Origin of the sequence: Streptomyces niger, from assembly GCF_000718305.1 — a bacterium.
In the GTDB taxonomy this organism is placed as follows: Bacteria; Actinomycetota; Actinomycetes; order Streptomycetales; family Streptomycetaceae; genus Streptomyces; species Streptomyces niger.
Map to the genome: position 1 here is coordinate 318,466 of NZ_JOFQ01000007.1, position 12,097 is coordinate 330,562.

The 12,097-nt window shown below is 72.4% G+C and carries 9 protein-coding genes; 5 read left to right on the plus strand and 4 right to left on the minus strand.

Annotated elements, in window-relative coordinates:
* Window positions 1-105 precede the first annotated feature (105 nt).
* From IF20_RS15705 to IF20_RS15715, 3 genes are all read left to right on the plus strand, one after another.
* On the plus strand, window positions 106-1,395 hold the full coding sequence (locus IF20_RS15705) for a sensor histidine kinase (RefSeq protein ID WP_052865771.1): 1,290 nt from the start codon (window positions 106-108) through the stop codon (window positions 1,393-1,395).
* Window positions 1,392-2,069: a response regulator gene (locus IF20_RS15710; protein ID WP_052865772.1), complete on the plus strand. Its 678-nt coding sequence runs from the start codon at window positions 1,392-1,394 to the stop codon at window positions 2,067-2,069. Before IF20_RS15705 ends, IF20_RS15710 begins: the two co-directional genes overlap by 4 nt.
* Window positions 2,070-2,239: 170 nt before the next feature.
* Complete coding sequence (locus tag IF20_RS15715; RefSeq protein WP_052865773.1) at window positions 2,240-5,398, plus strand: efflux RND transporter permease subunit; 3,159 nt, start codon at window positions 2,240-2,242, stop codon at window positions 5,396-5,398.
* A gap of 58 nt (window positions 5,399-5,456) precedes the next feature.
* Here the strand turns inward: IF20_RS15715 and nadA are convergent, their stop codons facing one another.
* A complete protein-coding gene (gene nadA / locus IF20_RS15720) occupies window positions 5,457-6,665 on the minus strand; it encodes a quinolinate synthase NadA (protein ID WP_052865774.1) in 1,209 nt (402 codons plus the stop codon).
* Between the two features lie 313 nt (window positions 6,666-6,978).
* Here nadA and erpA point away from each other — a divergent pair, with 313 nt between their 5' ends.
* Complete coding sequence (erpA, locus tag IF20_RS15725; RefSeq protein WP_006606077.1) at window positions 6,979-7,332, plus strand: iron-sulfur cluster insertion protein ErpA; 354 nt, start codon at window positions 6,979-6,981, stop codon at window positions 7,330-7,332.
* Between the two features lie 109 nt (window positions 7,333-7,441).
* On the opposite strand, the gene IF20_RS15730 is transcribed toward erpA, so the two are convergent.
* Window positions 7,442-9,076 (minus strand): hypothetical protein, encoded by a 1,635-nt coding sequence (locus IF20_RS15730; protein WP_052865775.1) that lies wholly within the window; start codon window positions 9,074-9,076, stop codon window positions 7,442-7,444.
* A gap of 166 nt (window positions 9,077-9,242) precedes the next feature.
* Window positions 9,243-9,476 carry a hypothetical protein gene (locus tag IF20_RS15735; RefSeq protein ID WP_199896631.1) on the minus strand — a complete coding sequence of 78 codons (234 nt, stop codon included), beginning with the start codon at window positions 9,474-9,476 and terminating at the stop codon, window positions 9,243-9,245.
* Between the two features lie 141 nt (window positions 9,477-9,617).
* On the opposite strand from IF20_RS15735, the gene IF20_RS15740 reads away from it, so the two are divergent.
* On the plus strand, window positions 9,618-10,592 hold the full coding sequence (locus IF20_RS15740) for a carbohydrate kinase family protein (RefSeq protein WP_052865777.1): 975 nt from the start codon (window positions 9,618-9,620) through the stop codon (window positions 10,590-10,592).
* 15 nt (window positions 10,593-10,607) lie between these two features.
* Here the strand turns inward: IF20_RS15740 and IF20_RS15745 are convergent, their stop codons facing one another.
* The gene (locus IF20_RS15745; protein ID WP_052865778.1) at window positions 10,608-12,002 is read right to left on the minus strand and encodes a cysteine desulfurase/sulfurtransferase TusA family protein; all 1,395 of its coding nucleotides are present in this window, start codon (window positions 12,000-12,002) and stop codon (window positions 10,608-10,610) included.
* Between the last annotated feature and the right edge of the window lie 95 nt (window positions 12,003-12,097).

The window sequence follows — 12,097 nt, forward strand, 5'->3', positions numbered from 1 at the left end:
ACCACCCGGCTTCTTCCAGCAGGCAGCGCCCCGGCACCCGGGCCGCCGTCCGCCGACACCCTCGGCGGGCCGCGGCCGGCGGCCGGGGCGCTACCGTTTCCCCTCGTGACTCCCCTCGCCACCGGACAGGGCCCGCGGCCCGGGCCCGCGCTGCTCGCCCGGCTCCGCGCCCACCCCGTCGCGCTCGACGCGGTCCTGGCGGCGGCCGTCCTCGCGGCCATCCTGATCGGCGCGGCGGCCGGCCCGCACCGCCGGTACTGGCCGCGCTTCGGCGACCGGCCGCTGGAGCCGGCCACCGTCCTCCTCGCCGTCCTGGCCTGCGCCGCGCTGGTGCTCCGCCGCCGCTACCCGCGCAGCGTCCTCGCCGTCACCTGCGCCATGACGCTGACCGAGCTGGTGACCGCCACCAGCCAGCCGCGCGCGCCGATCGCCGCGGCCTCGGTCATCGCGGTCTTCACCGTCGCCTCTCGTACCGACCGCCCCACCACCTGGCGGATCGGCGCGCTCACCGTCCTCGTCCTCACCGCCGCCGCGATGCTCACCGGCAGCCGCCCCTGGTACGCGCAGGAGAACCTGGCGATCTTCGCGTGGACCGGCATGGCGGCCGCGGCCGGCGATGCGGTCCGCAGCCGCCGTGCCTTCGTGGCCGCCATCGAGGAGCGCGCCGAACGCGCCGAACGCACCCGCGAGGAGGAGGCCGGGCGCCGGGTCGCCGAGGAACGCATGCGTATCGCGCGCGAGTTGCACGACGTCGTCGCCCACCACATCGCGCTGGTCAACGTCCAGGCCGGGGTCGCCTCGCACGTCATGGACAGCCGCCCCGACCAGGCCAAGCAGGCCCTCGCGCACGTCCGCGAGGCGTCCCGCTCGGCACTGGAGGAGCTGCGCGCCACCGTCGGCCTGCTGCGCCAGTCCGACGACCCGCAGGCCCCCACCGAACCGGCTCCGGGCCTCGGCGTCCTGGACCAGCTGATCGACGGGTTCGTCCGCGCCGGGCTCCCCGTCGAGCTGGAGCTGCCGCCCGGCAGCCCCGAGGGCCTGCCCGCCTCCGTCGACCTGACCGCGTACCGCATCGTCCAGGAGGCGCTGACCAACGTGCACAAGCACGCGGGGGACGGCGCCCGCGCCACGGTACGGATCGTCCGCTCGGCCGAGGCGCTCACGCTGACGGTGCTCGACGACGGCGGCGGCCGGCCCCCCGCGCCGCGGCCGCGCCCCGGTGACCGGACGGAGCCCGAGGAGCGCACGGACGGCGGCGGGCACGGCCTGATCGGGATGCGGGAGCGGGTGGCCGCGCTGCGCGGCTCGGTGGAGACCGGGCCCCGCCCGGCCGGTGGTTTCAAGGTACGGGTGCGGCTGCCGCTGCAGACCGGACGTACGGGGGAGACGACATGACGATCAAGGTGCTGCTCGCCGACGACCAGGCGCTGCTGCGCAGCGCGTTCAAGGTGCTGGTGGACTCCGAGCCCGGGATGCGGGTGGTGGCCGAGGCGTCGGACGGCGCCGAGGCGTACGAGCTGACCCGCAGCACGGCGCCCGACGTGGTGCTGATGGACATCCGGATGCCCGGCGTGGACGGCCTGGCCGCCACCCGCATGATCAGCGAGGACCCGGAGCTCGCGGACGTACGCGTGGTGATCCTGACGACCTTCGAGGTCGACGACTACGTGGTGCAGGCGCTGCGGGCCGGCGCGAGCGGCTTCCTCGGCAAGGGCGCCGAGCCGGACGAACTGCTCAGCGCCATCCGGGTCGCGGCGGCCGGGGAGGCGCTGCTGTCGCCGGTGGCCACGAAGGGGCTGATCGCGCGGTTCCTGGCGCAGGGCAGCGGGGAGGACGGCGCGGCGGGCCCGGACGCCGAGCGGCTGGCGACGCTGACCGGCCGGGAGCGCGAGGTGCTGGTCCTGGTCGCGGGCGGGCTGTCCAACGACGAGATCGCCGAGCGGCTGTCCGTCAGCCCGCTGACCGTCAAGACGCACGTGAACCGTGCGATGGCCAAGCTGGGCGCCCGGGACCGGGCACAACTGGTGGTCATCGCGTTCCAAACCGGACTCGTCCGCCCGCGGGTGTAGCAGCGGGTGGAGCGGGGCGTACTGCGGACGCGGTACGCCCCGGCCCCGGAAATGGACCTGGGTGCTAGGAAAAACGCGCTCCGCGTGCCGGATGGTGTAAGCGGGCCCGCCATGGGCCGGTGCCGGAAGCGTTCAAGCAGAACTCAGAACAAAAGAGAGAGACCCCACCCATGTTCAGGCTGTCCCGACTCAGCCTCGCACAACGGGGCCTGATAGCACTGATGTCGATCGTGGCGATCGTCTTCGGAGCCATCGCGATCCCACAGTTGAAGCAGCAGCTGCTGCCCTCCATCGATCTGCCCATGGTGTCCGTCGTGGCGCCGTACCAGGGCGCCTCGCCCGACGTCGTCGAGAAGCAGGTCGTCGAACCGCTGGAGGACGGCATCCAGGCGGTCGACGGCATCACCGGCGTGACCTCCACCGCCAGTGAGGGCTCGGCCGTGGTCATGGCCGAGTTCGACTACGGCAACGACTCCAAGACGCTGGTCGCCGACGTCCAGCAGGCCGTCAACCGGGCCCGCGCCAAGCTGCCCGACGACGTCGACCCGCAGGTCGTGTCCGGCGGAACCGACGACCTGCCGACCGCCGTGCTCGCCGTCTCCTCGGACGGCCAGGACCAGCAGGCCCTCGCCGACCGCCTGGACCGCAGCGTCGTCCCGGCCCTGAAGGACATCGACGGCGTCGGCCAGGTCAGCGTCAACGGCGTCCGCGACCGGGTCGTCGCGGTCACCCCCGACGACGCCGAGCTCGCCAAGGCGGGGCTCACCCCGGCGGCGCTCGGCCAGGCCCTCGAAGCGGGCGGCGCCTCCGTACCGGCCGGCTCCTTCGCCGAGGACGGCAAGAGCCGCACCGTCCAGGTCGGCAGCGGCTGGACCTCGCTCCAGCAGATCAAGGACCTCACCGTCTCCCCGGCGGCGGCCGGCGCCGCGGCGGGCAAGGCCGGGGCCGGCGCGCCGGTACGCATCGGCGACATCGCCACGGTGAAGCAGGAGTCGGCCACCCCGACCTCGCTCACCCGCACCAACGGCAAGCCCAGCCTCTCGGTCCAGATCACCATGGACCAGGACGGCAGCGCCGTCGCCATCTCCGACGCCGTCAAGGACAAACTCCCGCAGATCCGCGCCGACCTCGGCAAGGACACGGACGTCACGGTCGTCTCCGACCAGGGCCCGCAGGTCTCCAAGTCCATCGAGTCCCTCACCACCGAGGGCCTGCTCGGCCTGGTCATGGCCGTGATCGTGATCCTGGTCTTCCTGCTCAGCCTGCGCTCGACGCTGGTGACCGCGGTCTCCATCCCGCTGTCCGTCGTCATCACGCTCATCGTGCTGTGGACGGGCGACCTGTCGCTGAACATGCTGACCCTGGGCGCGCTGACCATCGCCATCGGCCGGGTCGTGGACGACTCCATCGTCGTCCTGGAGAACATCAAGCGGCACCTGGGCTACGGCGAGGAGCGCAAGCACGCCATCCTCACCGCGGTCCGCGAGGTGTCCGGCGCGATCACCTCCTCCACCCTCACCACCGTCGCGGTCTTCCTGCCGATCGGCGTGGTCGGCGGCATGGTGGGCGCCCTCTTCGGCGACTTCTCGATCACCGTCACCGTGGCCCTGCTGGCCTCGCTGCTGGTCTCCCTCACCGTCGTCCCCGTCCTCTCGTACTGGTTCCTGCGCGCCCCGAAGGGCGCCGAGGACGGCGACCCGGAGGCGCTCCGCAAAGCCGCCGAGGAGAAGGAGAGCCGCAGCGCCCTGCAGCGGCTGTACGTACCGGTGCTGCGCTTCGCGACCCGGCGCCGGGTCACCAGCCTGGTCATCGCCGTCGTCATCCTCATCGGCACGTTCGGCATGGCCCCGCTGCTGAAGACCAACTTCTTCGACCAGGGCACCCAGGACACCCTCTCCCTCAAGCAGGAGCTGGCGCCCGGCACCAGCCTCGACGCCGCCGACAAGCAGGCGAAGCGGGTGGAGAAGCTGCTCGCGGACACCGACGGCGTGCAGGACTACCAGGTCACCGTCGGCTCCTCGGGCATGATGGCGGCCTTCGGCGGCGGTGCGAGCGCCAACCAGGCGTCGTACCAGGTGAAGCTGGCCGACGCCGAAGACTCCGACCGGGTCGTCGCGGACCTGCGGGCCGGGCTGAAGAAGCTCGGCAAGGACATCGGCGACACCACCGTCTCGGCCGGCCAGTCCTTCGGCAACCAGGACCTGAGCGTGGTCGTGAAGGCCGCCGACGGGGACGTGCTGAAGGACGCCGCCGAGCAGGTACGGAAGAAGGTCGCGGGCCTGGACGACGTCACCGACGTCACCAGCGACCTGGCACAGAGCGTGCCCCGGATCTCCGTCACCGCGAACAGCAAGGCCGCGGCCGCCGGTTACACCCAGGCCACCCTCGGCCAGGCCGTCGCCCAGGCGGTACGCGGCACCACCAGCGGCAAGGCGCTGCTGGACGACGCGGAGCGGGACGTCGTGGTGAAGTCGGCGCACCCGGCCACCACCGAGGCGCAGCTGAAGAAGCTGGCGCTGCCCGGCCCGTCGGGCATGGTGAAGCTCGGGGACATCGCCGACGTGAAGACCGTGGCGGGCCCGGTGCAGATGACCCGCATCGACGGCGCCCGGTCCGCGACGATCACGGCCAAGCCGACCGGTGACAACACCGGCGCGGTCACCACGCAGCTGACGTCCGAGCTGAAGGATCTGGACCTGCCCAAGGGCGCGACCGCAGAGATCGGCGGCGTCTCGGCCGACCAGGACGAGGCGTTCTCCTCGCTGGGCCTGGCCATGCTGGCGGCCATCGCGATCGTCTTCATGCTGCTGGTGGCGACGTTCCGGTCGCTGATCCAGCCGCTGATCCTGCTGGTGTCGATCCCGTTCGCGGCGACCGGCGCGGTCGGCCTGCTGGTCGCCACGGGTACCCCGATGGGCGTCCCGGCGATGATCGGCATGCTGATGCTCATCGGCATCGTGGTCACCAACGCGATCGTGCTGATCGACCTGATCAACCAGTACCGGGCCCAGGGGCACGGCGTGGTCGAGGCGGTCGTCGAGGGCGGCCGCCACCGGCTGCGGCCCATCCTGATGACCGCACTGGCCACGATCATGGCCCTGCTGCCGATGGCCCTCTCGGTCACCGGTGACGGCGGCTTCATCTCCCAGCCGCTGGCGGTCGTCGTGATCGGCGGCCTGATCACCTCCACCCTGCTGACCCTGCTGCTCGTTCCGACGCTCTACGCGATCATCGAGCTGCGCAAGGAGAAGCGGGCCGAGAAGAAGGCGGCCAAGAAGGCCGCGCCTTCGCAGGAGGAGGACCGTACGCCGGAGCCCGCCGGCGTCTGATCCGCACAGCACGTGGGGCCCGTACCGACCTCCGGTACGGGCCCCACGTGTGTGACGGCTACGGCAGCGCCAGCATCCGCTCCAGCGCCAGCTTCGCGAAGTCTTCCGTCTCCTTGTCGACCTCGATGCGGTTGACGACCTTGCCGTCCGCGAGGGACTCCAGGGCCCAGACCAGGTGCGGGAGGTCGATGCGGTTCATGGTGGAGCAGAAGCAGACCGTCTTGTCGAGGAAGACGATCTCCTTGTCCTCGGCGGCGAAGCGGTTGGCCAGCCGGCGGACGAGGTTCAGCTCCGTGCCGATCGCCCACTTCGACCCGGCGGGCGCCGCCTCCAGGGTCTTGATGATCAGCTCCGTGGAGCCCACGTGGTCGGCCGCGGCCACGACCTCGTGCTTGCACTCCGGGTGCACCAGGACGTTCACGCCCGGTATGCGCGCCCGGACGTCCTCGACCGACTCCAGCGAGAAGCGGCCGTGCACCGAGCAGTGCCCGCGCCACAGGATCATCTTCGCGTCCCGCAGCTGCTCGACGGTCAGGCCGCCGTTCGGCTTGTGCGGGTTGTAGACGACGCAGTCGTCCAGCGACATGCCCATGTCGCGCACCGCCGTGTTGCGGCCCAGGTGCTGGTCGGGCAGGAAGAGCACCTTGGTCTGCCGGCGGTCCCCCTGCTCGAAGGCCCACTCCAGGGCCCGCTTCGCATTGGACGACGTGCAGATCGTGCCGCCGTGCTTGCCGGTGAAGGCCTTGATGTCGGCCGAGGAGTTCATGTACGAGACGGGCACGACCTGCTCGGCGATGCCGGCCTCGGTCAGCACGTCCCAGCACTCGGCGACCTGTTCGGCGGTGGCCATGTCGGCCATCGAGCAGCCGGCGGCCAGGTCGGGCAGCACGACCTTCTGGTCGTCCGTGGTCAGGATGTCGGCGGACTCGGCCATGAAGTGCACGCCGCAGAAGACGATGTACTCGGCGTCCGGCCGCGCGGCCGCGTCCCGCGCCAGCTTGAAGGAGTCGCCGGTGACGTCGGCGAACTGGATGACCTCGTCGCGCTGGTAGTGGTGGCCGAGCACGAAGACCTTGTCCCCGAGCTTCTCCTTGGCGGCGCGGGCGCGCTCCACGAGGTCGGGGTCGGAGGGCGCGGGCAGGTCGCCCGGGCACTCCACGCCGCGCTCGCTCTTGGGGTCGGCCTCCCGGCCGAGCAGCAGCAGTGCGAGCGGCGTGGGCTGCACGTCGAGGTCCTGACGGGGCTGGGCGGTGGTCACGACACGCACCCTCTCTGTTTCATCGAAGTACGCGGCGAAGCCGCACCAGTGGGGCCGGTGCTCGCACCGGACGACTTACTTCTCGTCGATATGACGCTATCTATCATAGCCGCTTCACGTCAGTTTGACGATGGGCATTGCGTCGATGTGACGCATCACCCGGGAGGCCGTACCCCGGCAGTCGCTGACCTTCGCGGCAGGGTGTGCGAGCATGAAGAGGGATGGAAAATTCCCCAGAACTTCGAGCCCGCCCGGAATGAATCCGGGGCCCCGTCGGTTACTGCCGAGGGCAAGGGGTCCGTACAACCCGGGAGAGATGTAGATGAGCGTTCAGGACGAGACCACCGTCAGCGACGGCATCATCCTGTCCGACGCGGCCGCGTCGAAGGTCAAGAGCCTGCTGGAGCAGGAAGGCCGGGACGACCTCGCGCTGCGGGTGGCCGTTCAGCCCGGTGGCTGCTCCGGCCTGCGCTACCAGCTCTTCTTCGACGAGCGCTCGCTCGACGGCGACGTCGTGAAGGACTTCGACGGCGTGAAGGTCGTCACCGACCGGATGAGCGCCCCGTACCTGGGTGGTGCCTCCATCGACTTCGTCGACACCATCGAGAAGCAGGGCTTCACGATCGACAACCCCAACGCCACCGGCTCCTGCGCCTGCGGCGACTCCTTCAGCTGAGCCGGCCGGCTCCGGCACACGGAGACAGACGAAGGCGGCGTTCCCCTCGGGGAACGCCGCCTTCGTCATGGCAGCCCGCGGACCTCCGGGGCCCGGCGGCGGCCCGCCGTCACTTCTGCGGCACGGTCTCACCGCTGGAGGCGTCGATGACCTCCCGGCCGTCCAGCGGGGAGTCCAGCGTCACCGTCTCGGTGAACTGCTTGGCGATCTTCACGCAGACCCCGCCCGGCTTCTTCTCCTTGCCGGTGACCTGCGCGGTCACGGCCGTACCCGACTGGTCGGCGCTGGCCGAGTAATCGCTGCACACGCCGCCCCAGAAGCGCAGCGTCAGCTTCTTGCCGTCCTTGGAGACCGCGTACGACTCCAGGCTCTGCGCGCCCTTCTCGCCCTCCTTGCCGCCCTGCGGCGGCTGCGCGGGCCGCTGCGTCGCGGCGTCCCCGGCGTTCCGGTCCACCACGAACTTCGGGTCGACCGCCGGGTGCGCCACCGTCGTACGGGAGTCCTTGCCGCCGGTCGAACCGGGCTGCCGCACCTCGTACATCCACGACGGCACCAGCGCCTGGCTGCCGTTCACGAACTGCACCGACAGGCCGAACCGGGCGCCGGTCACCTCGGCGGGCGAGGGCTTCCCGGGCGCCGGCTCGCACGGCGCGACACCCTTGTCGCCCTTGTCACCCCTGTCGTCGCCCTGCTGGCCTTTCTCGCCTTTCTCGCCCTTGTTCGGCAGCGGTGTGGCGCACTTGTCCTCGCCCCTGCCCGTGCCCCCGGCGGAGCCGGCCCCGCCGTTCAGGTGCTCCAGCGTCTTCGCCGCGCTCAGCACCGGGTACGTGTCGCCCTTGACCGGCCGCGCCAGCTGGCCGCTGCCGCCGACCACCCGGCCGTCCGAGCCGACCTGGAGATCGCTCTGCCAGCCGTACGTGGGCAGGCCGCCGAACACCGGGTTCGCGGAGACGATCCGCACCGCGCCGGACAGCCCGCCGGCGTCCAGCTTCGCGTCCTCCTGGCCGAGCGCGGCGAGCACCGGCTGCACCGCCTGCTTCGCCTTCTCCTGGGACACCGCGCCCTTGCCGCTGCCGTCGTCCTCGGTGCTGGCCTCCCGGCCGCGGTACGAGGGGCAGCCGGGCCCGTCGGAGGAGTGGCCGGTCTTCGCGTCGGCCTCCTTGCCCTTGGGCGCGGCGGGCAGTGCGCAGTTCACGCCGCCCGGCGTGCCGTACTGCGCGAACGTCCACGAGCCGGTGCCGGCCTTGGCGACCTGCAGCACGGGCCCGCGGGAGTCCTTGTCCTGGCCGCCGACCTTCCAGGTGCCGCCCTCGGAGCGGATTTGCCCGGACACGTCCAGGGCCTTGGCGAGCTTGGCCACCGCGGCCTTGCCGACCGGGCCCTGCGGGCGGTAGACGGGGGCGTCGGCCGGGCCGTCCGGCAGGTCGGCGACCGCGCGGTACCCGGCGCCCTGCGGGTTCGGCTCACCCGGCGCGATGCCGCTGTTCCCGCTGTTCCCGCTGTGCGACTGGCCGTAGCCCTCCAGCGCCAGCGGCGGCGGATCGGCCGCAGCGCCGGCGCCGCCCTCGCCGTCCTGGCCGGCAGCGCCCGACGCCCAGTACGCCGCGCCACCGCCGACCAGCAGCACGGCGGCGGCCATCGAGGCGACCACCAGCGGGCCGCGCCCGCGCCGCCCCGGGGTGGTGGGGGTCTCGGTGGAATTCTTCCCGCTGCCGGTGGCAGGGGGAGTGTCCTCGGTGCTCACCGCATCGCTCCTTCGGCTCCGCTGAACAACTGATGCGCCATCCTCCGTGAGGGGGACGCCGATTGGACGGAGCCGGGCCGCGGACGGTTCCGCCCGCGGCCCGAACGGACCGCTGTGGGCCCATGGAAGAGCAAGGGAAGAGCGGTGGAGGAGTGGCTCGCCGTACTCAGTCGCCGTACTCGGACATCCCGTCCAGCAGTTTCGCAGAGGCGGCGGGCACCGTGATCCCCCGGAGCTCGGCGGCCGGCCGGGGCGACGCGTCGTGGAAGCCGTCGGGCCGCCAGTGCGGCGCCATGCGGGCGCAGTCGCCGAGCAGTTGCTCCAGCGAGTCCGGTTCGGTGCCGTCCGGGTGACGGCCGGCGTGGCGATCAGTTGTGACGGGCTTCACATGTGGGGTCATATCCGCACCGTACGCACCCTTCACACCGCGAAAGAAGACCTACTATCGGGTAGTTTCGCCAGGTCGGAAGGGTCGTCCCGAACCGGTAGCGTTGGGTCACGTCCGTCACCGCCCCACGCCTCCCCGCAGGAGCGAATCGCCGTGCGTATCGCAGTCACCGGCTCCATCGCCACCGACCACCTGATGACCTTCCCCGGACGCTTCGCCGACCAGCTGGTCGCCGACCAGCTCCACACGGTCTCCCTCTCCTTCCTGGTCGACCAGCTCGACGTGCGGCGCGGTGGCGTCGCAGCGAACATCTGCTTCGGCATGGGCCAGCTCGGCACCGCGCCGATCCTGGTCGGCGCCGCCGGCAACGACTTCGGCGAGTACCGCGCCTGGCTGGACCGGCACGGCGTGGACACCGCGTCCGTACGGATCTCCGAGGTGCTGCACACCGCCCGCTTCGTGTGCACCACCGACGCCGACCACAACCAGATCGGCTCCTTCTACACCGGCGCCATGAGCGAGGCCCGCCTCATCGAGCTGCAGCACGTCGCCGAGCGCGTGGGCGGCCTGGACCTCGTCCTGATCGGCGCCGACGACCCCGAGGCGATGATCCGGCACACCGAAGAGTGCCGCTCCCGCTCCATCCCCTTCGCCGCGGACTTCTCCCAGCAGATCGCCCGCATGGACGGCGACGACATCCGCACCCTCATGGACGGCGCGGCCTACCTCTTCTCCAACGAGTACGAGAAGGGCCTCATCGAATCCAAGACCGGCTGGACCTCCGAGGAGATCCTCGGCAAGGTCGGCACCCGCGTCACCACCCTCGGGGCCAGCGGCGTCCGCATCGAGCGCACGGGCGAGCCCGTCATCGAGGTCGGCGTGCCCGAGGAGAACGCCAAGGCCGACCCGACCGGCGTCGGCGACGCCTTCCGCGCCGGCTTCCTCTCCGGTCTGGCCTGGGGCGTCTCCCTGGAGCGCGCCGCGCAGGTCGGCTGCATGCTGGCCACCCTCGTCATCGAGACGGTCGGCACCCAGGAGTACGAGCTGCGCCGCAGCCACTTCCTGGACCGCTTCACCAAGGCCTACGGCCACGAGGCCGCCGCCGAGATCCAGCAGTACCTGGACTGAGGCCCGGCCGGCCCCTCAGACGCGGCGCCGCACCACGTACGCGGCGCCGCGCTGCGGGCGCTCCGCGCGTTCCCCCAGGTACTCCTGGCCCTGCGTCCAGCACCACGCGGGGATGTCCAGCGCCGCCACCTCGTCGTCGGACAGCACGGTCACCGTGGTGCCGACCGGGACCTCTGTGATCGCCTTCGCCAGCTCGATCACCGGGACCGGGCAGCGGGCGCCGAGCGCGTCCACGACCACGTCGCCCGACGCGCCCTCCGGGGCCCGTGCCGGCCGCGCAGCCGGCGCGCCCAGCTGCTCCCGCACCCCGGCCACCGCGTCCGGCAGTACCGCCAGGAAGCGGTCCACGTCGGCCTCGTCGGTTCCGGTCGGCAGCGACACCCGTACGTTGCCCTCGGAGAGCACGCCCATCGCCTTCAGGACGTGGCTGGGCGTCAGCGTGCTGGAGGTGCAGGAGGACCCGGAGGAGACGGAGAAGCCCGCCCGGTCCAGCGCGTGCAGCAGCGTCTCCCCGTCGACGTAGAGGCAGGAGAAGGTCACCAGGTGCGGCAGCCGCCGTACCGGATCGCCGACCACCGCCACGTCCGGCACCAGCTCCGGCACCCGGGAGCGGATCCGGTCCACCAGGGCGCGCAGCCGCACCGCTTCGGCCACCGCCTCCGCCCGTACGGCGCGCAGCGACGCGGCCGCCGCCACGATTGCCGGGACGTTCTCGAAGCCGGGCGCCCGGCCTGCCTCGCGTTCGTCGGCCGGGCCCGCGGGCGCGAAGCGGGTGCCCTTGCGGACCGCCAGCAGGCCGACCCCGGCCGGGCCGCCCCACTTGTGCGCGCTGCCCGTCAGCAGTGACCAGGGGCCCTCCACCGCGCCCCAGGCGAGCGACTGGGCGGCGTCCACCAGCAGCGGTACGCCCGCCGCGCGGCACGCCTCGGCGGCCTCGGCCACCGGCTGTTCGGTGCCCACCTCGTGGTTGGCCGACTGCAGGACGGCCAGCGCGGTGTCCGGGGTGAGCGCGGCGGCGAACTCCCCGGCGCCGACCCGGCCCGCACGGTCGCAGCCCACCACGGCCACGGTGCCGCCGGCCGCCGCGTGCGCCTCCGCCGCATGCAGTACGGAAGAGTGTTCGACGGCGGAGTGGACCAGTCGGGTGCCGACACGCCGACGGCCGGCCAGCGCGCCCGCCACGCCCGTATGCACGGCGCGCGTGCCCGACGGGGTGAAGACCAGCTCGTCGGGGCGGCAGCCGACCGCCTCCGCCGCGGTCTCGCGCGCGGCGTCCAGCAGCAGCCGGGCGCGCCGCCCTTCCCGGTACAGCCGGGCCGGGTCGGCCCACCCCTCGTCGAGCGCGGCGCGCAGGGCCTCGCGGGCGACCGGGTGCAGGGGAGCGGAGGACGCGGCATCGAAGTAGGGCACGGCGAAACGCTAACGCGTGCGGGCCGCGGCTCTTCCGGGTGCACCGGGCCGCGGCCCTTCTGGTGCACCGGGCCGGAGCGGGAGCGCCCGGCCGG